This window comes from Halalkalibacter akibai JCM 9157 (genome assembly GCF_000513135.1).
Classification (GTDB): Bacteria; Bacillota; Bacilli; order Bacillales; family Bacillaceae_D; genus Halalkalibacter; species Halalkalibacter akibai.
The window spans coordinates 1-23894 of record NZ_BAUV01000053.1 but is presented as its reverse complement, the minus strand read 5'-3'; the positions used below and the strand labels follow the sequence as shown (position 1 = coordinate 23894).

22 protein-coding genes and 2 pseudogenes are annotated in these 23894 nt (G+C 36.6%); 7 read left to right on the top strand and 17 right to left on the bottom strand.

From position 1 onward, the window contains the following. Positions 1-152 precede the first annotated feature (152 nt). The 4 genes from JCM9157_RS19735 to JCM9157_RS19720 form a co-directional block, all read right to left on the bottom strand. The gene (locus tag JCM9157_RS19735; protein ID WP_035667488.1) at positions 153-2753 is read right to left on the bottom strand and encodes a LamG-like jellyroll fold domain-containing protein; all 2601 of its coding nucleotides are present in this window, start codon (positions 2751-2753) and stop codon (positions 153-155) included. Positions 2754-3240: 487 nt separating this feature from the next. Beyond that, positions 3241-4713, bottom strand: coding sequence for a protein adenylyltransferase SelO (locus tag JCM9157_RS19730; protein WP_035667486.1), 1473 nt, complete (start codon positions 4711-4713; stop codon positions 3241-3243). 215 nt (positions 4714-4928) lie between these two features. Then, on the bottom strand, positions 4929-5384 hold the full coding sequence (locus tag JCM9157_RS19725) for a hypothetical protein (RefSeq protein ID WP_035667485.1): 456 nt from the start codon (positions 5382-5384) through the stop codon (positions 4929-4931). After that, positions 5381-6295 carry a ParA family protein gene (locus tag JCM9157_RS19720; protein ID WP_035667484.1) on the bottom strand — a complete coding sequence of 305 codons (915 nt, stop codon included), beginning with the start codon at positions 6293-6295 and terminating at the stop codon, positions 5381-5383. Before JCM9157_RS19720 ends, JCM9157_RS19725 begins: the two co-directional genes overlap by 4 nt. A gap of 232 nt (positions 6296-6527) precedes the next feature. On the opposite strand from JCM9157_RS19720, the gene ric reads away from it, so the two are divergent. Then, positions 6528-7241: an iron-sulfur cluster repair di-iron protein gene (ric, locus tag JCM9157_RS19715; protein WP_035667483.1), complete on the top strand. Its 714-nt coding sequence runs from the start codon at positions 6528-6530 to the stop codon at positions 7239-7241. Between the two features lie 51 nt (positions 7242-7292). Here ric and JCM9157_RS19710 read toward each other — a convergent pair whose 3' ends face one another. From JCM9157_RS19710 to JCM9157_RS19690, 7 genes are all read right to left on the bottom strand, one after another. Further along, positions 7293-7730 carry an SRPBCC domain-containing protein gene (locus tag JCM9157_RS19710; protein ID WP_035667482.1) on the bottom strand — a complete coding sequence of 146 codons (438 nt, stop codon included), beginning with the start codon at positions 7728-7730 and terminating at the stop codon, positions 7293-7295. Between the two features lie 90 nt (positions 7731-7820). Then, complete coding sequence (locus JCM9157_RS24475; protein WP_148296924.1) at positions 7821-7970, bottom strand: lmo0937 family membrane protein; 150 nt, start codon at positions 7968-7970, stop codon at positions 7821-7823. A gap of 170 nt (positions 7971-8140) precedes the next feature. Beyond that, complete coding sequence (locus JCM9157_RS24965; RefSeq protein WP_162831776.1) at positions 8141-8296, bottom strand: hypothetical protein; 156 nt, start codon at positions 8294-8296, stop codon at positions 8141-8143. A gap of 163 nt (positions 8297-8459) precedes the next feature. Continuing rightward, the gene (locus JCM9157_RS19705) at positions 8460-9461 is read right to left on the bottom strand and encodes an LLM class flavin-dependent oxidoreductase (protein WP_035667479.1); all 1002 of its coding nucleotides are present in this window, start codon (positions 9459-9461) and stop codon (positions 8460-8462) included. Positions 9462-9546: 85 nt separating this feature from the next. Beyond that, positions 9547-9804, bottom strand: coding sequence for a hypothetical protein (locus JCM9157_RS19700; protein WP_035667477.1), 258 nt, complete (start codon positions 9802-9804; stop codon positions 9547-9549). Between the two features lie 136 nt (positions 9805-9940). Beyond that, complete coding sequence (locus tag JCM9157_RS19695) at positions 9941-10489, bottom strand: histidine phosphatase family protein (protein ID WP_035667475.1); 549 nt, start codon at positions 10487-10489, stop codon at positions 9941-9943. A 193-nt stretch (positions 10490-10682) separates the two neighbouring features. Further along, entirely contained in the window at positions 10683-11642 is a 960-nt protein-coding gene (locus JCM9157_RS19690) for an aldolase catalytic domain-containing protein (RefSeq protein ID WP_035667473.1), read from the bottom strand. Positions 11643-12049: 407 nt separating this feature from the next. Between JCM9157_RS19690 and JCM9157_RS19685 the strand changes: the two genes are divergently transcribed. The 3 genes and pseudogenes from JCM9157_RS19685 (at position 12050) to JCM9157_RS19675 (ending at position 14636) form a co-directional block, all read left to right on the top strand. Further along, positions 12050-13060, top strand: a complete 1011-nt coding sequence (locus JCM9157_RS19685) for an ABC transporter ATP-binding protein (protein WP_148296923.1) — start codon at positions 12050-12052, stop codon at positions 13058-13060. After that, positions 13057-13847: pseudogene (locus JCM9157_RS19680) on the top strand (ABC transporter permease). The gene JCM9157_RS19685 and the pseudogene JCM9157_RS19680 overlap by 4 nt, the downstream one beginning before the upstream one ends. 3 nt (positions 13848-13850) lie before the next feature. After that, positions 13851-14636 (top strand): ABC transporter permease, encoded by a 786-nt coding sequence (locus JCM9157_RS19675; protein ID WP_035667470.1) that lies wholly within the window; start codon positions 13851-13853, stop codon positions 14634-14636. Between the two features lie 56 nt (positions 14637-14692). Here the strand turns inward: JCM9157_RS19675 and JCM9157_RS19670 are convergent, their stop codons facing one another. The 3 genes from JCM9157_RS19670 to JCM9157_RS19660 all read right to left on the bottom strand — a co-directional run bounded on the left by JCM9157_RS19670 (position 14693) and on the right by JCM9157_RS19660 (position 17458). Continuing rightward, positions 14693-15349 carry a serine/threonine-protein kinase gene (locus JCM9157_RS19670; RefSeq protein ID WP_035667469.1) on the bottom strand — a complete coding sequence of 219 codons (657 nt, stop codon included), beginning with the start codon at positions 15347-15349 and terminating at the stop codon, positions 14693-14695. 173 nt (positions 15350-15522) lie between these two features. Continuing rightward, positions 15523-16122 carry a YdhK family protein gene (locus tag JCM9157_RS19665; RefSeq protein WP_148296922.1) on the bottom strand — a complete coding sequence of 200 codons (600 nt, stop codon included), beginning with the start codon at positions 16120-16122 and terminating at the stop codon, positions 15523-15525. A gap of 130 nt (positions 16123-16252) precedes the next feature. Continuing rightward, positions 16253-17458: an endo-1,4-beta-xylanase gene (locus tag JCM9157_RS19660; RefSeq protein ID WP_035667468.1), complete on the bottom strand. Its 1206-nt coding sequence runs from the start codon at positions 17456-17458 to the stop codon at positions 16253-16255. Between the two features lie 626 nt (positions 17459-18084). Between JCM9157_RS19660 and JCM9157_RS19655 the strand changes: the two genes are divergently transcribed. Beyond that, positions 18085-18279, top strand: a complete 195-nt coding sequence (locus JCM9157_RS19655) for an alpha/beta-type small acid-soluble spore protein (RefSeq protein ID WP_035667467.1) — start codon at positions 18085-18087, stop codon at positions 18277-18279. 88 nt (positions 18280-18367) lie between these two features. Here the strand turns inward: JCM9157_RS19655 and JCM9157_RS19650 are convergent, their stop codons facing one another. From JCM9157_RS19650 to gltC, 3 genes and pseudogenes are all read right to left on the bottom strand, one after another. Further along, positions 18368-19066 (bottom strand): MerR family transcriptional regulator, encoded by a 699-nt coding sequence (locus JCM9157_RS19650; RefSeq protein WP_035667466.1) that lies wholly within the window; start codon positions 19064-19066, stop codon positions 18368-18370. 228 nt (positions 19067-19294) lie between these two features. Continuing rightward, positions 19295-20440 carry a glycosyltransferase family 4 protein gene (locus JCM9157_RS19645; RefSeq protein WP_035667465.1) on the bottom strand — a complete coding sequence of 382 codons (1146 nt, stop codon included), beginning with the start codon at positions 20438-20440 and terminating at the stop codon, positions 19295-19297. A 464-nt stretch (positions 20441-20904) separates the two neighbouring features. Further along, a pseudogene (gene gltC, locus JCM9157_RS19640) lies at positions 20905-21668 on the bottom strand (glutamate biosynthesis transcriptional regulator GltC); the annotation flags it as partial. 299 nt (positions 21669-21967) lie between these two features. On the opposite strand from gltC, the gene JCM9157_RS24740 reads away from it, so the two are divergent. Together JCM9157_RS24740 and gdhA are read left to right on the top strand one after the other, a co-directional pair. Beyond that, positions 21968-22126, top strand: coding sequence for a hypothetical protein (locus JCM9157_RS24740; RefSeq protein WP_156321508.1), 159 nt, complete (start codon positions 21968-21970; stop codon positions 22124-22126). A 366-nt stretch (positions 22127-22492) separates the two neighbouring features. After that, positions 22493-23875, top strand: a complete 1383-nt coding sequence (gene gdhA / locus JCM9157_RS19635) for an NADP-specific glutamate dehydrogenase (RefSeq protein ID WP_035667464.1) — start codon at positions 22493-22495, stop codon at positions 23873-23875. The last annotated feature ends 19 nt before the right edge of the window (positions 23876-23894 follow it).

Sequence of the window (23894 nt, the reverse complement as noted above, 5' to 3'; positions counted from 1 at the left end):
TTTTTCTTATGTGAAAACAAAAATTACGGTCACTATTATGGAAAAAGTTCGGGAAGTGGTAACTTCTCGAACTTTTTCTGAAGCTATCTAGTATACTTTAATTTTCCCTAAGCGCAGTCAGTTAAAGTATATAGACGCAGGTTTCACCTTGACTAATCTCTTTTAGCTAAATCTAAAATATAATTTGGTGTCAAAGCCCCTTCATAAATTCTTAATTCGTCCATTAATCCTTTATAAGGAGTATCCCACCAGTTAACACCCAAGCTAAACTGACTCTGAGTGTTTGTGAAGATGTTCGGATAGTTATTTCCACTAAATCTCTCTACTCCATTTACATAAACTTTTATTGTACCTTCATCAACTGTTATGACTAAGTGCGACCATTCGTTTGTAGGTACTGTAGATCCAATTGGCGCATCATACCATCTTGAACTTCCCGACCACACCATCGTTTGGTTTCCTACCGGTCCCTGAGGAACGAGACTCATCCAATTATTACCGTCTCTTGCACCAAAAAATGTTGTTGTGAAATTAGTCAGTTGTTCTGGCTTTAACCATAACGAAACTGAATATGTGTTGCTTGAAATAAGTCCATTTGGCAATTTGACACCCGAGTTCCCATCAAACTTGGCTGCATTTCCAAATAGTCCTTCTACGTAATTGATTGTTCCGCCAGTGTTATTAATTCGATCACCAGTAAAAACTCCATCACCAAAGTTACCAATCTCATCCTTTAAATGATCATTGAAGCTATAATGAGCAACTAAACCTGCTTCACTGTAAGCTAAAACAGTTATTTCATACGACTGGGTTGCCGTTTTACCAGATTTCGTAATCGTCGCTGTTAAAGTGGCTACAGCATTCTCCTCTCCAACCGCAGGACGAGTTACAACTCCCGTGTTCGTAACAACACTAGGGTCTGAAGATTCCCACATAATTTCTGTATATCGAGTCCCTTCAGTTGGTAACGTTAAATTCGAAATAACGTTTTCAACATCTCCAAGATTCAAGTCATTAGCAACATCTGCGATGATCTCTTCGTCAGTTCGATCTTGAAGCTTACTTCCCCAAACCATAATTCCATCTGATGACATTGCTGTAAACGTCATCACCACTAATTCTGATGTCGGATCATATTGACGTACAAATACTCCCTCAAAGATCTCCCCATTTATTACAAGTTCAGCTTGATTATGACTTGTTTTCTTCCAAGTTCCACTAACATCACCTGAAATGGTATTATCCTTATTTAAAGAAAGATAGACTGATTTTTCTATTGAAGATGTAACGTCTTTTCCATGATTAATAAACGAATACTCTCCAATGAGATCTTGTCTGTTTACCTTTGCTAACTTTTCGCCAGTATAACGATACGGTGCCACAACTGGCCATCCATCTTTATTCATAAACATTTGGTGAACGCGAACCTCATGCATTTCACCTCTTTCTGGGAATCTCGTGTGGAACACTAGGAATCTTTCTCCTGTGTCTGGATCCGTGTAAACTGAATTATGTCCAGGTGAAAGGTACCCATAGCCATCTCCTGTTCCTGGATCTCCCACCTTTCGTTCAAATAAAAAGTTCCCCATTAGCTTATTTCCATATTCAGCATGAGCATAATTATTAACCTTATTACGAACTGTTCCATCATCTAAAGAATCTGGAAATACAGCTGTTGCACCAGATGCATCTACATAAGGGCCATCTGGGTTTTCAGAACGATAGACTCTCATTTGATAGCCACCACTAGCACTTAATCCACCATAAGTTACATACAGATAATAATAATCCGTTTCTTGATCATATAACGCATAAGGACCTTCTACTGAGTATCCGTATCCACCCGCAATCTTAGTACCGAAATAACGATCAATCATTCGGCCATCTTCTGTTACTCCATCTTCTCCCGGGTACATCGGTTGCCCCGTAGCAGGATCGACTTCCAGGATATAAATCCCACCAGCCCAAGAACCATAAGTCATCCAAAGCTTGCCTTCCTCATCAAAAAACAAGTTTGCATCAATGGAGTTCGTGTAAAGACGATAATTATATCCACCATTACTCGTAAACCATTCAGGATTCACATCTTCAATAACTCCTTCTTCAATTAGGTCTGCAATATTCGTATTCTTCCAATGCTTATTAACTCTACTATTATTATCATACGCATCACGATTGAAAAAACCAGAATACATAATTGTATCTACATACTCAAACGGACCTTCGATATCCTTTGAGACCGCATAACCTATTGCTGACCGAATATATGTTGAAGACGCGCTATAATACATCATATAAGCTCCAGTTGTACCGTCCTCATGTTCATAATGCTCATTCCAAATGATTTCAGGAGCCCATACCGCAAAGCCATTTCTACTATCAGCATCATTTTCTCCTGCCCACTCAAACGACCCTGCTAAATTTTTCGACAAATCGCCGTATATCGTATTCCCTGGTGTTGTGTAACCATTCGTATAGTTCGTCCAGTTAATCAAATCATCTGATTTGGCTCCATCAATATGTGAACCGATCACGTAAAATGTATCCTCTACTTTTATAATCGATGGATCATGAACAGAAGCATTCTCAAATTGGATCGGATCAACCTGATAATCCTGGTCTGGCCTATTACTATTTTCACTAGAAACATTATAAACCTTATCCGGTCCACCTTTTGCCTGAACTGTAAGCGGTATCATTACTACGAACACTAAGATTACAAGGAACCATTTACGAAACAGTTTGAAACTCATTTAGTTTTTCCCCTCTCTTTTTCACATTTTTTCATCTGTTTTAATGTGTATCTTCATCAAATCCATTAACCAATAAACATTACCACCACCTTTATTTTCTTACTTGCAATAATAATAGTCCACCAAATAGTAAATGTATGTATTAACTTATTTACTATTAAATTAATATTACTAAAATGCGAATATTCACTCATGAGAGTTTATACTCATTTTCCTAAAAATTAATTGTATGTTATATATTGTTAATCTCATAAAAAGCACTAATTATACTAAAATATCCCCATACATTTTTACAATTATAGGAAAGTATTTAGTCTTCTAATGCAAAATCCAAATAAATCTTTGTTAGTTAAAAACTTAGCTATAACCTTAATATATTTATTAACTAGGATGTAACATAAGACTTTCATTCCATCTCCTAAAAAAAAAACGTATGAATCAACAAAGATTCACACGTTTCTCACTTTATTTAAATTCATTACAATCATCATGTTCCACAAAACGTTCGATAAGGACGAGTTGGATCTGGGACTGTACAATAAGCAGTTTGTATTTCTGAATACTCGTATGGTTTAGTTAATACTTTAAGGAATTTTTCTAAGACACTATAATCGTTTTGCTTTTCTGCAGCCTCAAGTGCTTCCTCAACTAAGTGATTTCGAGGAATTACGGCAGGGTTATTCTCTTTCATTAATTCCTTTGAATCAGCTATTGATTGTGGTTGTCTGTCTAGTCTTGCTTCCCAACGCTTTTCCCACTCACTAAATTCTGGCGCGTCTGATAAAACTGTTTCCTGAACATGATCAAATGTTAAAGCTCGAAACGTATTTGTGAAATCTGCACGCTCCTGCTTCATCAAGTCTAGGAGATCTTCAATTAAAGTCTGATCCTGATCTTCCTCATTGAAAATCCCAAGTTTTGCTCTCATTCCAGAAAGCCACTTCGCTTGAAACAGATCTGGAAAAACGGAAATTGCCTCTTGAGCGATTTCAACTGCTTGATCTTGATTTTCGTGCAACAATGGTAAAAGCGCTTCTGCAAAACGAGCAAGATTCCAACCTGCTATAGGTGGTTGGTTTCCATAAGCATAACGACCTTGTCTATCAATTGAACTAAAAACCGTTTCAGGATCATAAATATCCATGAAAGCACATGGTCCATAATCAATCGTTTCACCACTTATCGTCATGTTATCCGTATTCATTACTCCATGTATAAAGCCAACCAATTGCCATTTTGCAATTAACTCAGCTTGACGGCTGACTACAGCCTGAAGTAGGGCTAAGAAACGATTTTCGTCCAACGGAATTGTTGGATAATGACGCTGTAATGTATAATCTGCCAAAGCTTTTAATTCTTCATGCGTACCCCATTTTGCAGCATATTCAAATGTTCCAACTCTTATATGACTTGCTGCTACACGGGTTAAAATGGCACCAGGTAACTCGGTTTCCCTGTAAACAGACTCACCCGTTGTAACAACAGCTAGACTACGGGTCGTTGGAATACGAAGTGCGTGCATTGCCTCACTAATAATGTATTCACGTAGCATAGGTCCTAGTGCAGCACGACCGTCTCCACCACGGGAATAAGGTGTTCGACCTGACCCTTTAAGTTGAATATCCATTCTTTCGTTTTGAGGAGTTACTTGTTCCCCGATTAGAAGCGCACGACCGTCTCCTAGCATCGTAAAATGTCCAAACTGATGCCCCGCATAAGCCTGGGCTAAAGGCTCAGAACCTTCTGGCATTCGGTTTCCAGAAAAAATAGCGACTCCTTCTTCACTCTTTAGGACCTCGCTGTTTAACCCAAGCTCTTTTGCTAATGAATCATTAAAAATGACTAACTCCGGTTCAGACACAGTTGGTGGGGTCAAACTAGAAAAAAACAATTCTGGGAGACGTGCATAACTGTTGATAAGGTTCCAACCTGATTGGTTTGTTTCGATTTCTTTTGTCATTTAAATCTCCTTCATCTCGTTCGTTTAGTAGTTCGATTATAAGATATTCTCTTACCCTAATTTATACCCTTATATTGTCTTCTTCTGCCAATTTATTTATACTTTAACATAAAGTGTTTCACTTTTATTGTGTAAGTTATAAAAAATGAACCAACCAAAATGGTTAGTTCAATCTCCTCAACACTCATTTTTAAATTTTTTAATATTTCCTTGCTTTAATTAGCGTTTTTAAAAGCTTCTCCCCTTTTTCTTGCTCGAATGTTTCGTTGAATAGCGTCAAATATAACGGTTTTTGTCCCCTTTATTTCACTCGAGTCACCAGTTAACAAACTGTATAAAAGCTTAAGATCTAAAGCAGTTGTCTCCTTAAGAATCTTATTTTTTGGCAGAGCTTCAATAAAATGTTCAACCTCTTCCTTGTTCTTTAAATTTTTATAATCTACTCTTACTCCGTTTAGCTCCTCAAATTTCTTTTCTGCTATAAGGTTGAACAATTCAGAAAATGATTTCTTTTTTTTCTGTTGTTGTGAAGAAGTTGTCGTTTCTTTTGATTCTTCTAACGTTTTAATTAAATGGTCTATTTTAGTTATATCTTGCTTTAAAACTATATCATCCACTGCTAGATAAATGTTTCTAAGACGATTTAAGTAATCAGCAATTATATGATTCATAATAGAACCCCTTTATGTTTTCCAATACATGCAATGATCTCATCCGTTAATTCAGCATATTCGCTACATTTTTTACCAGCTGCTGTTGATCTTGCAATATCTTCATAGTTTTGGATGATAGTTTTAAAGGTGAAATTCTTCTCTGTTTGGGTAAATAAAAGAGTTGTGAACGTGGATTCTTGTAAATCAGCAATTAAATCATTTAGTACATGGTGATTGTTGACCGTTCCTTTTTTTAACGTTTCAAATATGCCTAACAGTTCAGGCTTTTTGCCAAAAAGTGTTTGTGCCAATAATGCATACTGACTATCAATACAAACTCGTTTATAAATATTCTCAACCGTTTTTATATAATGAACCACACCTCTAATACTTAGAGTCTGAATAATCGAAGGGATGATGTAATAGTTAGAGAGTAAAAAAGCACCCTGAGTGATGATATTGTTACTAGGAGGGCAATCAAATAAGATAAAATCATACTCGTTTTCTACACCACTTCTCTGAAAAAATTGTTGCAATGGTAGTAGATCTTCAAAGTCTTCCTTCAATTTTAACGCAAGTTCATCAAGTCCTCCATTAGGGTAAAACGTGTTGGAAGGGATAAAATGGACGTTTTCTTCGGTAGCTTTAATTAACGGAGTAGCATCAATTGAAAAGGGTAAGCTTTTAAATTGCTTGAATTGTTGCCACATATCATAAATGTAATTTAAACTCTCATTCGGTTCTAACTGCTCCAACCCTAATCCTTTCCGTGCCAAACAAATTTCGCTTAATGAACACTGGGGATCGAGATCAATGAGTAAGACGCGGTATCTTAACTCAACCATTTGCAAGGCAATTTGATAAATACTAGTTGTTTTTCCTACTCCACCTTTATAGTTGCCAACAAAGATTTTTTTCGCTTCAACCATGTATGCATCTCCTTTGATGTGGACTCCTTAAAATGTATTAGCCATTTTTATATTTAGTACCAATTCAAAGGCTCATTTCACTTTAGATTAGATCCACGTTCCCATAATGCATTCAATCTTTTTAATCCCAATTTATAAATTTATATTAAAACGTGATTTGAATCACTACACCTCCTTCAGACTCTTGATATTCTTTAGTTAATTCTTTAACAAACAACTGGAGGGATTAGCAATGAACCATACATTTACAGAAACTTCTATTGTAGGAGATATCGTACTAAAATTTCCAAAAGCAAGTGATCTGTTAAAATCTTATCGGATTGATTTTTGTTGTGGCGGAAATCGTCCCATTATCGAGGCTATAACGGAGAAAAATTTATCAGTGGAAGAAGTTTTAAAGAATTTGAATAAACTCTATCAGGACACAATAGCCTTTCAAGATACAAGAATTGCATGGGAAAAAGCTTCTTATCAAGAGTTAATAGATCATATTATTCTTAAACACCATCGTTATATCAATGAAGAACTCCCTCTATTAAGCCCTTACGTTACAAAAGTATTGCGAGTTCACGGGCAAAACCAACCACACTTAGCTCAAATTCACGACCTTTTTCACGAGCTTCAAATAGAGCTAGAACAACATTTAATCAAAGAAGAACAAGAGGATTTTCCACTTATTTTAGAACTGGAACAAAATCCGACTAAGAACCTTTTCAAGAAATTACAAGTGGTTGTTGAAAATCTCGAAAATGAACATAGCCATGCTGGTAACATTTTAAGAGAGCTTCGTGAAATCACAAACGATTATACACCACCTGAAGGGGCATGCGGGACATATCGTCTTGTTTATCAACGTCTTTTCGACCTTGAGTCTGACTTATTCCAGCATATTCACTTAGAAAACCATGTTCTTTTTCCAAGGGCTCTCGCCCAAGCTTCTGTTTGACTTTAAAGGAAAAAGCGCATTGGAGTATCACTTCCAATGCACTTTTTCCCTTTATCCATTTTCAGCTAAATCCTTAATAACTTCTTTAGAGTGTGCCGCAAACTCCACAGATGCATCATAGTACATTTGACCATTTTCAATAAGTGAAAAGTCACCAATTTCAATTCGAAGTCTAGTGCCGTTGTGTTGACTTTCTAACTTATAGGAATAGGCAATGTCCCCTTCACTTAGCGTCTCTTTCCAATTAGTAACGTTTAAGGCAATTTTCAATTCTAACGTTTCTTCTGCTTTTATGACCGTCGTAATCGATTGTCCACCGTTCGGTAGGTCCCAGACGACACTGCTACCTTCTGTCATTTTATCGCTTGGATAATCTTCAGGAAGCTCATCCCACTTTTTCACATATTCCGGAAGAACAAGAACCTCCCAAACTTTCTCCCCAGGTGCTTCTATAAAAATCTCATCTTTTACAATGAGTTGTTTACTCATGACTTGATATACCCCCTAGATAGAATTTACTTAGGTATAGTTTACCATTAATTGTACTCGAGTTCTAAAAGTATGGAATTGTTATAGAAGTTAAAGCGGTCTTCTCCCTTGAATGATGCGAATAAGCACGACAACCACTGCTATAATTAAAAGGATGTGAAGAAATCCCCCCAACACATTTCCTGTAATGAAACCTAATAACCACATAAACAACAAGACAATAAATATAAACCACAACATATTTATACACTCCTTCATCTTGGATTTTTAAAAAGCACACTATTTTAAGTGACCAATATATATGCAAGATTAAAGCTTGTATAATTAAATACCCGTTGATAAGGTTATAAAACCTATCTAGTTAGAAAATAAATCCCGCAAAAAAAGAAAGTAACCTCGAAAATTCGAGGTTACTTTTTGTTTGCTTGACGACCACTTTTCTTTTGACTTTGTGAACTTGAATTTCCAATTTGAAACTCACTGCCTAATTCAATGTCATTATGCTTATCTTGTTTTTCAATTTGTTCTCTTGTTTGATCCTTTTTTTGCTTTCCTTGATTTGACATAATAGTCCCACCTCACTTTTCATTATGCTCTAGTTTAATATGCGCAATTTAAAACCATTTACTCAGTGATGTGAAACTCAACTTATTTCGTCAAGGTAAGCGACCACAGTGACCACTCACTTACTCAGACGAAGTATTATTTTAAATTAAGAAGGACGGGTGTTTAATTTCCATCCACCACTTCTTTTAAGATTTCATATGATCGTTTTTGTTTCTCTTCATCATAAATATAAGATACAGCCATAATTTCATCGACACAGTACTTTTCTTGAAACTTGGTTAACTGATCTCGGATCGACTCTTTGCTACCTTGTAGGGTCACACTTGACATTGATGTGGCCATTTGTTTTTCTGGTTGTGTCCAGATATCATCCATGTTTTCAACAGGAGGACTAAGTGGCGTTTGCGTTCCGCGAACAACATTTAAGAAAAATTGCTGCATTGTTGTTAGTTCTCGAGCAGCCTCTTCATCAGTTTCAGTGGCAATGACGTTCAGACAAACCATCATATAAGGTGCATCCAGGTACTCAGATGGTTGAAAATGACTTCTATAGATAGCCATTGCTTCTTCCATATATCTTGGTGCAAAATGAGAAGCAAACGCATATGGCAAGCCTAATTTCGCAGCTAAAACAGCAGATTCCGTAGATGAACCAAGAATATAAAGAGGGATATTCGTTCCAATTCCCGGAAAAGCCTTCACATAATTTTGTACCTCTTCTCCGCCAAAGTATTGAAGCAATGCTTGAACGTCATCTGGAAACGTGTAAACAGAGTCATTTTTAGAGCGTCTAAGTGCATTTGCCGTCATCATATCAGTTCCCGGAGCTCGTCCAAGACCTAAATCAATACGGTTGGGATAGATCGTTGCCATCGTGCCAAATTGTTCGGCGACGATTAACGGCGAATGATTCGGTAGCATGATCCCACCAGATCCAACTTTGATATGTTCTGTTTTCTCCAACGTATGCTTAATCAATATGGCAGTCGCTGAACTAACAAGTGTTTGTGTATTGTGGTGTTCTGCGATCCAATAACGAGTGTAGCCCATTTTCTCAGTCGCTTGCGCAAGATCAACCATTGAATCAATGGCTTCTTTTGTTCCTTGACCATTTCGAATCGGTACTAGATTTAAGACCGAAACAGGAATGTTTATATTAGACATGTGATTTGTGTCCTCTCTGAGTTAGTTTCCCTACTATAGTAACAATTCGAACAGAAGAAACAAATTTATTTGCCTATGGTTTAAGTCATTCTGAAATAATCTCACCTATGACCTTACCTTTTACGATTTCAATAGTTGCACCGTAATCATAGACATTACCGCTCACATTATTTTGAATCGACACATGTGAATGTTTATTTAAATGAATATTACCTGTTAATTGTGCTTCTAAAAATAACTTTGCTCCACTTAACACTTTAATATCCCCTTCGACTCTTCCGATGACTAATGCATCACTTTCAATGATTAAGTTTTCTTTTTTATCTCCCGCAATTATTTTCATTGTTTTTCTCCATTCTTTAAAAATGTAAATGATTACCTTTTTACGTTTAACATTTAATTAAGTTTCACTTTTTTCTATTGTTAAAAAAATAAGGGTGTCCTAACTCCTCTTAGGAAAACCCTCTGTTAATTCCATTTTAAATTTGAACTAATTCTTCTAAAGTAAGATAAGCAACTACTTCAAATCCATTTCCAGGTCCAAGAGGTCTGATCACAACAGTTCCCATATCCGGCATCGCTCCGAATCCAACCCCGGGTGGAAAGCTGTGTCCAATAATTACCTTGTTCATTCCAGGATGTGGCTGGACTTCTAGTGCGGCTTGGGCGTTAGATAAAATTCTCCCCTGTTCTGCTACATCAAAAATACTGCTCAAGTTATAAATATTAACCCAAAAAGGGTCAACATAAACATAATCGACCCCAAATGCTAGCGCTGCTGTCTCTCTCGTTCTACACATAGGACTTGCAAGAACTGGGAACATAACAGGAATATTTAAACGCCGTATAGCTTCTCCAAACGAGACTGCCTGACTTCTTCCCATTTCTGACAGATTCCTTTGCCCCTGACAATTATAGTAATTTAGAGGCATCTGATCATTCCCTACGTCTGCATGTGCGTGCCTACTGTATAAAACAAAGCCTCCTTCTTGAAGCAAGTCAACAATTGTTTGACGTGATTGAATCATAATTTAACACTCCTTACTACCTTCAAACTTTTTAATACTATTCATTACTGTATGTGCTTCGCCTAAATAAGGTGCCCAGTTTAACTTTTGATAAGAAAATAAAGAGACATTTTTTCAGTGAACGACAAAGAAACGCACCGGACAATCATCCAATGCGTTCATTTTGTATTCATATTACCATTTAACACGTCTTCTACTTTGATTCTGGAGCTAGAGAAGCTTCTGGAGATGTCACCTTATCATAGAATTTAACATATTCATCTCGCTCTTCACTCGCACGGTAAGCCATTGCGACACGCGGATGCTCGTTAATCGTTCCTGAAATCATATAAGGTATAATATAGCCCCATTCCCATTTAGAACGCATTTCCAGCATATGCTTCTCAATTACACCAAGTAACGGCTTAAGCTCATAGCTAGGTTTCTGGATGTGTGTCACAAGTAGCTCTGTGTTACAGTTTCCAGCTGCACGTCCCATTCCGTACACAGATGAGTCAAGGAACGTTACACCATTACGCATTGCTGTTAATGTATTAGCAAATGCTAACTGCATGTTGTTATGTGTATGAATACCTAGTTGTTTATTTGGAAGCATATCTTTAAACTTTTTCACCTGGTGTTCAATATCAGCAGGATCTAGACTACCAAAAGAATCCACAATGTAAACAACATCAACAGAGCTTTTTTCTACCATTTTAAATGCTTCAATTAATTGATTCTCAGGAACGCTTGAGAGCGCCATAATGTTAAGAGACGTTTCATACCCCAAATTATGGAACATTTCTACAAGTTCCAAGCCTTTATCTACCTCTCTAATGTAGCAGGCTATACGAATCATATCTAATACACTTTCCTCACGTGGAAGAATGTCATCGGGGTCGACTCGACCAATATCAACTAAAGCAGATAGCTTTGTGAACTTTTTCTCAGGTAAAATTTCTTTTAAGAAATTGTCATCAAGAAATCTCCAAGGATTAGGTTCGGTTGCATTAAGAAGTTTAGGCGAATTCTTATAACCGATTTCCATGTATTCAACACCTGCGTTACTCAACCCTTCATATAAGTCTTGAACAAATTCAACGCTGAAGTCCCAATTGTTTATTAATCCTCCATCACGAATGGTACAATCTATGATTTTACTGCTGTTAGCCATGATAATCCCCCTGTATCTCTATTTATTTAAGGTTAATTTGTAATGCTGTCTACACTTTAACACTTTTATGCTTTTATGTACTAAAACACCTTATACAGGTTGTAACATTTTTTAATCATAGCTGTCAATTGTTTTCTAACAATTCAAAAAACCCCTTAAAAAGTTAAAACCTTTAAATCTTAATTTGTACTTAAGTAAGTAGGCTCATCCAAAATCGCTATAAAAACATTAACTATATTTTACATTTAGATGAAGCACTTGTCACTTGTCGATTTAAATTCTTTTCTAAAAAAGTCTTCCGTACTTGCTGTTATCATAAACACAAGTTACACTATTATTTGCTTTTAAAATGATAGATACTAAAAAAGTAACACAATTGGCCTTGCACAGAAACAGGGGGAATGAGAATGAGCGTAAATAAGAACGTTATTGAAGTTCAAGGTTTACGAAAAGAATTTAAATCGTATTCAAGTCGTTCTGGTTTATCAGGAGCTTTTAGAGATTTATTTACGAGAAATTATAAAGTACTTGCTGCTGTTGATGATATATCATTAACTATTAAACAAGGAGAGATGGTTGGCTACATAGGTGAAAATGGAGCTGGAAAATCCACAACCATCAAAATGTTAACAGGTATTTTAACACCAACATCAGGATCCATAGTTGTAAATGGGATGGACCCACATAAACAACGTGAACAGTTTGTCCGAACGATTGGAGTCGTGTTTGGTCAGCGCTCGCAATTATGGTGGGACATTGCAGTGCAAGAATCTTTTCGATTATTAAAAAAGGTGTACCGTGTTTCAGATGAAGATTATAAAAATCATATGGGACACGTTATTGAAACGCTAGAAATTGGTCCCTTGTTAGATAAACCCGTGCGTAAACTTTCACTAGGACAGCGGATGCGTTGTGAATTAGCTGCAGCACTTATTCATAACCCTCCCCTTCTATTTTTAGATGAACCGACAATTGGTCTAGATGTACTAGTTAAATTAAAGATCCGTAAATTTTTAAAGGAAATTAACGAACAGTATAAAACAACGATTATGCTAACCACCCACGATTTAACCGATATTGAGGCGCTGTGCGAACGAGTCGTTTTATTAGATGAAGGAAAAATTGTTTACGATGGAAAGCTTAATCAACTTCAAGCAAATGCGGTTGAGGGAAAACAAGTTGAGTTTCAGTTTCTAACTGAGGTGTATGTGACTGATTTACCTGACACAAGAAAAGTATTGTGGGAACAAAAAGATGCAACAACCTGGGTTGCCAATGTGAACGGCGACGATCGCGTCGTTTCGGATCTCATTAGTTTAGTCGTCCAAAAAAATCCTATCAAAAATGTTCGAATTAATGAAATCTCGACAGAAGAGATTATCCGTAAGATCTATGAAGAAGGTATGGCCCTCTCATGAGTCAATATATAGAAATGATCCGAGTTCGTTTCTTGATGATGCTAGCATACCGGACGAACTATTACAGTGGTATTTTAATTTATAGCATTAATATAGGAGCTTATTATTTTTTGTGGACGGCCATTTATGGAGGAAAAGAAGAGATTCAAGGGTTATCTGTTTTGCAAATGACTACTTATATAGCAGTCGCATGGATGGCAAGAGCCTTTTATTTTAATAATATTGACCGGGAAATTGCATTGGAGATTCAAGATGGAAAAGTTGCAATCGAAATGATTCGTCCTTATAACTATTTAGGGATGAAAACGATGCAAGGGCTAGGTGAAGGACTTTTTCGCTTATTATTTTTCTCCGTTCCCGGAATGATCATTGTTGCTTTATTGTTTCCTATTAGTTTTTCTGCAAGTTTTACGACATGGTCATTGTTTTTTGTTTCACTAGTGTTTAGTTTTATCGTTAATACACAAATCAATTTATTAACTGGGATTATGACATTTTTCTTATTTAATAATTCAGGGTTGATCAGAGCTAAACGAGTCGTAATTGATTTATTCTCGGGGCTTTTACTCCCAATCTCCTTTTATCCCCTATGGCTCAGTCTGTGATGATGTATTTGCCTTTTCAAGCGATTAGCTACATTCCTAGTATGATTTTCACAGAAGGCTTTGTTGGGAGCGAGATTTACACGGCCGTTTTACTACAAGCATTTTGGGCTTTTATTTTGATGATTCCAATTCAACTGTTATGGTCTTTAGCGAAGAAACAGTTAATTGTGCAAGGAGGCTAAAAGGTGTTTTACGTTTCAATTTTCTTTCAATATGCCTCTCAGTATTTAAAGACAAGGTTAACCTACCGCGTTGATACGCTTGTAGAAATCTTTTCGGATTTATTGTTTCAAGCAGTAAATTTAATTTTTATTTTAGTCGTGTTTGGACACACGGCTTTGTTAAGTGGTTGGAGTCGAGAAGAGATCATATTCATTTACGGTTTTTTTCTTGTTCCTTATGCTTTATTTTCTTCATTTTTTAATATTTGGGATTTCAATGATCGCTATATCGTTAAAGGCGAGATGGACCGCGTTTTAACTCGTCCGATTCATAGCTTATTTCAAATTATTATGGAACGAATGGAACTAGAATCATTGTTTGGCGTCATAACAGGGATTGTGATTATGTATTACGCTGGTATTAATTTAGGGTTAACCTTTGCGTGGTATGATCTGTTTATTTTCATCGCTATGGTCATTGGAGGCGCGTTTATTTATGCAGGTATTTTCATCTCACTTGCAAGCATTGGATTTTGGTCCGATAGCCGAACCGACATTATGCCGATGATGTATAATATCGGAAATTACGGCCGATATCCTGTTGATATTTATCACCGGATAATTCGTTATGTGCTAACGTGGATTTTACCGTTTGCTTTTGTAGGTGTGTACCCAGCTGCTTATTTTCTAAAGCGTGAAGAATGGTATGTGTATGCCTTTTTAACTCCTGTGATGGGAATGGCTTTTTTAACTCTAGCTATATTGCTATGGAACGCAGGAGTGAAGAAATATCGCGGTGCAGGTAATTAATTAGTTAAATAGAAAAAAGTCATTTCTTCGACTACCGGATAGAAGAAATGACTTTTCTAGTTTTCAGGAGTTTTTTTACGAAAAATTCTTGTTGCTCGGTATGTCTTTCTGACTCCGTTTAATGCCCAAACTGGAAATCTCGGATGTTTCTTCAGTTTAAAACGTTTATAAAACAGATGATATGCTTTTTGTAAGTCGTCCCACTTCGTACATATTTCTTTTTTATAGAAATCTGACACATCGACAATAAACCCTTTCCCATCTTTCATAACAACGTTTTTACCGTGAACATCACACGGATTGAGCCCTACTTGCTTAGCGTAGTCTATCGCTTGATCTATATCTTCAATCACTTGAGGAGGAATCGGAACACCTTTAATCATGGCGTCATATAGGGTAATTCCATGAATCCTCTTTAAGATCAGATAGTTTTCACCATGGCCGTACAGCCTTGAATACGCTTTGTGTACTCCTAAAGAATGATACACTCTTATTTCATCTTTGATTGCCTCAACATCTCGCCCATAAACTTTAACTACGACATCTTTCATTAATGGGTGTGCAAAAACAGACGCATAATTACCACTCCCCACTAACAACCAATCCTTCGTTTGATTTTCCACTAAGATTGGGTCATAGGGGTTGGGGCTTGTTAGTTTAATAAACGGTAGCAATTCTTTTTCTATTGTTTTTTTGAATTCTTCTATGTTCATTAAATTCTCGTTCTCCTCTTTGCCCTTTTACATGTTCAGAAAATGTAAAACAAGATTTCTAAAGTTTCCTTATATCTCATTTTAACAGGAATTCAATAAACAGAAAAATCATATTCAGTGTAACCGGAAAAAAGACGCAGCGGGATTCCACCGCGCCGTGTCTATAATCGTTTTTAATGATTTGCGTGTGAGCCAAGCTCATCTTCTGTGACCCACTTATGATTTTGAACTTCTTCTCCCGTAGTTGTGAGTGTGAAATCAACCATGTAAACGGTCGTTTCTTCAAACGAATCGATAACGGCTAAGGTACCTTGCATTCCAGGCATATGATCCGCATCTAATATGACTTCTGCTCCAACTTCAAGTGTTTCTTCGCCGACATCGACTAACTCTTCATGAATAACCCATTTATGATTTACTTCTCTTTCTCCTCCTGTGGAAGGGTCATAGGAAACTGTATAAACTCTTGTTTGATAAGCACCAACAATCGTTGCTTCTGCTCCTTCCATCCCACTCATGTGTCCATCCACAATTGTTGCCTTACTTCCAACTGGAAAAGCGGGATTCTCTGCTTCTTGTAACCCCTCAGGAATTTCACCTGAACTAGAATGGTCCATATGAGCATGGTCGTCTTGCTCAACAGCTGAATCAGTTGGTGCCTCTTCTACATCGTTTCCATGATTCCCATGAGCGTTCTCTTCATTTTCTGTTCCACATGCAGTTACTAAGAAAATGGTCGATAAAGCCACAAAACTAATTATTATTTTTTTCATTATGATCACCTCGAAGATAGTATGCCATAAGTTTTTGTTTTTTTTATGAAGATAAGAAAAAAGTAATGAATAATTCAACATTCCACGTAAAAAAAAAAACAGCTTCTTGAACGAAGCTGTTTTTCTTTTATTAGTCAATAATTCTCCAGAAAGAAGGTTTTACTCTGTAATCTTGATCAAATACAAATGGTGCGTCTACCCCTACTCCACCACTGTATTGTCTTGCACGATCATCAAGCCAAGTGTGGTTATCAGCAATACCCCAGAAAGTAACGCTACTTAGATCAGCACCTAAACCTTCATATAATTTGAAGATTTGATCAAAACGTTCCGCTTGAGCTTCGTACAGGTCCGCTGGAATCTCTTCATAAGTTGGATACGCATTATTTGGCGGCCAACCGTAAAGGCTAATGTCTAGCTCAGTAACCTGATTATCTAACCCTAATCCAGAAAACTTATCAAAAGAAGCTTGAGTATCCTCTAAAGAAGGCCATCCAATTTGAATATGTGCTTGATGTCCTACCCCATCAATTGGAACTCCTTGTTTTAACATATCTTCAACTAGTCTAAAAAGGCCATCTCTTTTAGAAGGGACTTCTGTGTTGTAATCGTTGATGTAAAGCTTAGCATCATCTCCAGCATATTTTCTTGCTGTTTCAAAAGCTACTTTAATATAGTCAGTACCAGTAATTCGATACCAAGGTGAGTTTCGTAAGGCACCGCTATCAGCAATGACTTCATTGACAACATCCCATGACGTTACATCATCTTTATAACGTTCAACAACGGTTTTAATATGTGTTTGCATGCGCTCTAATAATAATTGTTTATTTTGCTCTCGCTTTTCTGAGTTTGTTTCATTCACCATTTGATTTCCATTTTCATCAAGGAAGAACCATTGTGGAACTTGGCTATGCCAAACAAGTGTATGGAAACGTAATTCCATGTCATGCTTGCGGGCAAATTCAACAATCTTATCAGCACCTTCCCAATTCCATTCTCCTTCTCTTGGCTGTAGCGAGATTGGTTTCATCGCGTTCTCTGCTACTAAGCTATTGTAGTGATGCTTTAAAATTTTAGCTTGTCTACCTTCCAACTGATGCGGCTCAACAGCTGCACCAATATCAAATTTACCTTCATAACGGTCAGCAAGAGATGCTACTTGCCATGCGAAAGGTTCAACATTTCCGTTTCCTTTTTCACCTTCTCCAAAAACTCCCGACTTCGGTGGGCCTTGAGGTCCATTTCCTTGAGCAGCTACACTACTTACGCCACCTGATACTAATAAAGACAAGGCTAATCCTGCAATAATAGGTTTTCTCAGAACTTTTAGCATGTTTAAAATCTCCTTTTGTTTTGATTTTTTAATGTTTGGATGAAAAATGCTAAACTAGTCCTCCTTTTCCAAGAAAGTGGTGCCTGGAGCCGAAATGAAAAGGCTTTCATTTTTGATGTAGATGATTCCTTGAGGCTCATCTGGCTAGACTCATTATAGCAAGCTCGACTTAGTTAATCCACCGAATTAACTAAGTTTTCAGAAATTGAGTTGAATGGTTCAGTCTTTCTATACTAGCTTTTTAAAATATTCTCTTGAATTTAAATATCAGTTCTAGAATGAAAGGTGCTTTTATCCTTATTATTAAACAAGCCCTCCTGTTATTGTTGATTTAATTTGGATAAAACAGGAGATAATTATTACTTAATTAGGATAAACCCTCTGTAAGTTCACTCTATTTTCCATTGTTTGGTATATTCTAATCATAACAAATGTCACATTTTTTTTACAAAAGAAAGCTTTTATTGGGTGATTACTGACAAATATTTTATGCATTTACATTTCTCTCATAAGTTCACTAATTTGAATTCTATAGTATCGGAGATCAACGCACTGGACATGCTATCACCGAGCATCGAATCGGTGTTCACTAGATCCTAACTTTATTCAAAAAGGGGTGTTCGATAATGGCCAGAAACAAATTATTAGTGCCAGGTGTAGAATCTGCTCTGAATTCCATGAAAGAGGAAATTGCGAATGAATTAGGTGTTGAACTTGGACCCGATACAACCGCTCGAGCGAATGGTTCTGTAGGCGGAGAAATGACAAAGCGCTTAGTCGCGATGGCTGAACAACAACTTCAGAATCAAGAGCAGTATTAAAGTTTGGAACCTCTGTTTTCAGAGGTTCTTTTTTAAAAAAGGTGCCTGACCCCCAGCGCTTTAAAGCGCTGAAGGTCAGGCACCTTTTTCATGAAAAGTCGGCAGAACTTTCTTTTTTGGATCTAAATAATTGAAGCCAATTTAAAAATCGGTTCTTTTCTTTTGCTGCCGCTGTTTCACGGTAATAAGAAACAAATTCTCGGAATTGAGCTTCTCTTTCTTCAAGCTTATGTTGGATAAATAGTTTTTCTTCTTCTTCACGATGAATATCCTGACGTAATTGTTTAATTTCTTCTTCTGTGTTTTCGGTTGTTTCAGCAATCATGTGCGAATAGGATTGAATGAGTGTTTTTGTTTTGTTATGTCCTATGCTTATTTCGGTTTTTATCCCTTCTTTTACCTCGTGAACAAGTTCTTCCTTTATCGTTGAGACGGAGTCTGTGAGGTGATGAAGGGATTCAATTGTGTCATGTTGTAATGATAGAAGTGTTCCATAATCCTTTTGGTTATCTAAAACCACGTTGTTTTTCTCTTCTTTTACTCCTTCTGTATTATTCGCCTGCAAAATAAACAAGATGTCAACTTCAGCCATGTTTTTATCTTTTAATAATTTGATTTTTCTTAATGCATCAATCTCCTTGTTACCGTATAGTCTCGCTCCTGATTTCGATCTTTGAACAGTAAGAAGTTGTGGAAAACTTTCTTCCCATTCCTTAAGCTTTCCAGTCTGTGCTTTTAAACTCTTCGATACTTCACTAATCGTGTACGTTCTTTGTTCTTTTTCCATACGCTCACCCCAATTATATATTCGTTTGAGAATAGTATTGGCTATGCATATGGGTGTTTTCCTCCTAGGTGACAAAACCTCTAATTATAAGTTGAGATTCGGCATTATCCCTTCTGCCTCGCAAGAAAAACGACACTCTATAATATCAAATCCACTCACTCTAGACCCGTAATTTTACAAGTTGCGGACAATCAGCCACGGTTCGATCTTCACGACTCCCTATCATTATTAAGCAGAAATACGAACTCTCTCTTTTACAACTACTTCCAAACTTTTTATTAATTCTTGAAAAATGTCATCCCATGAGAAAGTTAATGCAAACTCCCTAGCTTCTTTTGAACATGCAGTACGCAAAGATTCGTTTTCTAACAAAAAAGAAGTCTGTTGAACAAATTGATTAACATTTTTAGGTTCACACAGAAAACCAGTTTTTCCGTTAGTAATAAGATGTTGTACCCCTCCTGAATTAGCTCCTATAACAGGTAAACCAGATGCAAGTGCTTCTAGGACAACATTACCAAATGTTTCTGTTGGTGATGGAAAAACAAAAACATCACTAGACGCATAAATTTCTGCTAAAGGTTCGCCTTCCATAAACCCTGTCCAAGTAATATTCGTAAGCTTCTGTTCGGCTAATGAACGAAATTGCGGGCCATCCCCGACAATAATTAGGTGAGAGTCTTTATTAACAGATTCGGGCAACGATTGAAACGTTTTTAAAACGATATCAATATCTTTTTCTGGAGCAATTCTGCCGACATATAGCAGTATATTTTTTTCTTTTATATGAAATTTCTTTTTCAGCTGTTCTTTAGATCGTTTTGTGGGGGAGAACATCTCATGATTGACCCCTCTTCCCCAAATTTCAATCTGATCATGGACTTTATTAGATAGTAGTTTTTCTTTTGTGCTATTGGAAGGAACATAAACTTTTTCAAATGAACGATGAAACCAACTCATATATTTCCAAACCCACTTTTCTAAAAAGGTCAAATGATAGTAACTAAGATAATCATCAAAATGAGTATGGTAGGAGGCAATCATTGGAATGTTGTGTTTTTTTCCGTAGTGAAGTCCATATAATCCGAGATTAAACGGTGTGGCAATGTGGATTAACGTAGGATTAAACTCATCCAACGTCTGTTTAAGATGAAGAGGGTTTGGGAGAGCAATGCGGCATTCGGGATATAACAAAAAAGGAATACTCGTTAATCTCTGAACGTGAGAGACGGCTGGTACTTGGTAACTGCTTTCTGGTACAAATAACTTATACTCAATTTTCATCTTATCGAGGTAATCGGTGTAACGTTTTAGGGTTCTCGCCACTCCATTAATTTCAGGTGCATACGTATCAGAAAAAATGGCAATTCGCATCAACATCCACTCCCCTTACGTTGTAATTATCTGTCTACTACAATGTAACAATGGAGGATGAAGGCCGTATAAAGCGGCTGTAAAATATTGATAAATAAACGTAAACTGATTTAATATTTTATCTATATAAAGAATGCAAAAAGACAGAAGGAGTCATGTTTTGAATTCTCCCTTCCGCCTTCTAAATCCGCTAATTTTAATAAAGCTCGAACTAATTTACTAGCCCTTTGAAAAAGCGAGTTACACTGGTATGGCTACTATCCCTAATACATAATTAACGACTTCATTCACCCAGAACCGAATAATAAATAGAAGGATGGAGAAGTAGAATATGTATAGCTTACTATAACGAGAAATTAATATTCCCTAAACTAAATAATATTAGCTGCAGACCACTTGCTGAAGAAATCATTAAGAAACTCAAAAAAGATCTTTTCCGTTGGAAGTAATTGACGATCTGTGGGGATAATCATTCCAACCGTACGTTGTAAACTGGGTTCGATAATAGGTATTTTAACAGTTGATCTTGGAAAATTATCAATGAGAGTTACTTCTGGAAGAAGTGAAATGCCAAGCTTGCTGAGACTAGCCCTTTTAATGCATCTACATCGTCACCTTCAAACGAGATCGTTGGCTCGAAGCCTTGCTCAAGACAATGGTTTATAATCATTTCTCGAAACTGCATCCCTTTTGGCAACAAAATAAAAGGTTCATCTTTTAACTGACTGAGCCTTAAGGCTGGTTCATGAGCTAAAGGATGATTAATTGGTAAGAGTGCCATAATTCTTTCTTTGAATAACACATGCCCATCTAACTTTTCACCATTCATCGGTACTGAACCAAGTAATGCCATGTTATATTCGCCGTTTAATACTAAATCAATTAACTCATAATAAGTAGCTTGTTTCAGCTGAAATTTGGCTTCAGGATATTGCTCACGAAATGCTGAAATGGCTGTAGGTAAAACATAGGCAGCCATGCTAATGGGAAATGATATTCTAATGGTCCCTCTTTCTGGATCTAAAAGTTCCTTAACCTCCCTCGTTGCATTTTCTAACATTTTCATTGCTTGCGAAGCATTTTCTAGAAATATTCTCCCTATAGGAGTTAAACGAACCCTTCTCCCTTGTCTAATAAAAAGGTCGACACCAAGCTCTGATTCAAGATTACCAATCTGTCTACTAACTGCAGACTGTGCTACATGTAAGGCATCAGCTGCCTCTGTCATATGCTCACGTTTTGCCACTTCCATAAAATATTTTAATTGTCTAATTTCCATGGGAATCTCCTTTATCTCTAAAAATTTGTTAAAGGCCTTAAATGATTAGCTTATTAGCCAGGTCGACTAATCTCATTTTGATATCAATTATATCTTTTATTCATATTGATTAGATAATTCAATGATAATAAAATACATCTAAACAATAAATTCAAAAAGTGAATTCTCAACATTAGCTTATAAAAAGATGTACATCTATTATCGCGTTACTTTTAATTTTTAACAATTCCTAAGAGAGGTGATTCGAAATGACTAAAAAAAATTGGCAAGCCTGGCAAAAAGAAGTTTTGTATGAAGAGTATGTAAAGCCTGATTTATCGGAACAAAATCTACGAAAAAAGTTAGAACAAATTAACAAGAAATACCAAAATATAAGCATAAATCGTAATAAAGCTCTAGCTAGATAAACATTTATAGCAACATTTCCCTAGCAACAAGATGATCGCTCCAAGATCCTTTCCTCCATTAGCCAAAAGGAAATCAACTCTATTTCTAACAACATATACAAGGTGATTTCCTTTTCAAGCTTTACCCTTCTCGTCTACATATAAAAAACCTCACACTAACAAAATGTCCAGTTTATTAACATCAAAAAAATAGTACTCAAAAACAACACCATTTTTAATCATCTCATTTCGGCATTAATTTCATCTTTTTTCTGTATTGTTTCTGATAACTCAAAAATATTAAAATACGTACTAACAGAAAATGAGAGAGTATTTACTTCCTTCTTGTCTTTATTTTCAGCCAAATTTATTTACCTGGAGGTTACTATGCACGTAATTGATGAGATTAAACAAACGAACACAGATATGGCAAAAGCATATGTAAAAACAGTATTTGAAACCGTAAAGTCACGTAACGCTAATGAAGTTGAATTTCTCCAAGCAGTAAAAGAAGTATTTGACTCTTTAGTGCCAGTGCTTGCAAAACACCCTCATTACATTAAGCACGGGATTTTAGAGCGAGTAGTTGAGCCAGAGAGATTGATTACATTTCGTGTACCATGGATGGATGATCACGGAAATGTAAAAGTAAACCGAGCATTTCGTGTTCAATTTAATAGTTCGCTTGGTCCCTATAAAGGTGGTTTACGTTTCCATCCTTCTGTAAATTCAAGCATCATTAAATTTTTAGGATTTGAACAAATCTTTAAAAATTCCTTAACTGGCCAGCCAATCGGTGGCGGAAAAGGTGGGTCTGATTTTGATCCAAAAGGAAAGTCAGATACTGAAATCATGCGATTTACGCAAAGCTTTATGACTGAACTTTGTAAGTATATTGGTCCTGATGTAGATGTTCCGGCTGGGGATATCGGGGTCGGTGCGAGAGAAATCGGCTTTATGTTTGGACAGTACAAGAGAATTCGTGGCGGATTTGAAGCTGGCGTTTTAACAGGTAAAGGACTTGGCTACGGTGGAAGTTTAGCTCGGAAAGAAGCTACCGGTTATGGAGCTGTCTATTTTGTAGAAGAAATGATGAAAGACAACAAACTTAGCTTTAAAGATAGCACCGTTGTTGTATCAGGATCAGGAAACGTGTCGATTTACGCCATGGAAAAGGCTATGCAATTAGGTGCAAAGGTTGTTGCCTGCAGTGATTCAAGTGGGTACATTTATGATGAAAACGGTATTGATCTCCATACAGTAAAACGTCTTAAAGAAATTGAATATAAAAGAATTAGTGAATACGTCCAGGAACATCCACATGCCAAGTTTGTAAGTGGCTTCGAAGGCATTTGGTCTATACCTTGTGATATTGCGTTACCTTGTGCAACTCAGAACGAGATTGATGAATCCGCAGCCAAAGTCCTTGTTGCAAACGGCGTTAAAGCGGTTGGAGAAGGCGCCAATATGCCTTCCACACTAGAGGCAATTGATGTATTTCTTAACAACAAAATCCTTTTCGCTCCAGCTAAAGCTGCAAATGCAGGTGGTGTCTCCGTTTCTGCCCTAGAAATGGCTCAAAATAGTTCAAGACTTTCCTGGACTTTTGAAGAAGTAGATGCAAAATTACAAGATATTATGAAAAATATATACCAAGAAAGCGTAAAAGCTTCAGAGATTTATGGTGCTCCAGGCAACCTAGTTGTTGGTGCGAACATTGCTGGCTTTGTAAAAGTAGCTGATGCAATGGTTTCACAAGGATTGGTTTAAATAATTTAAGGGGGCCTGA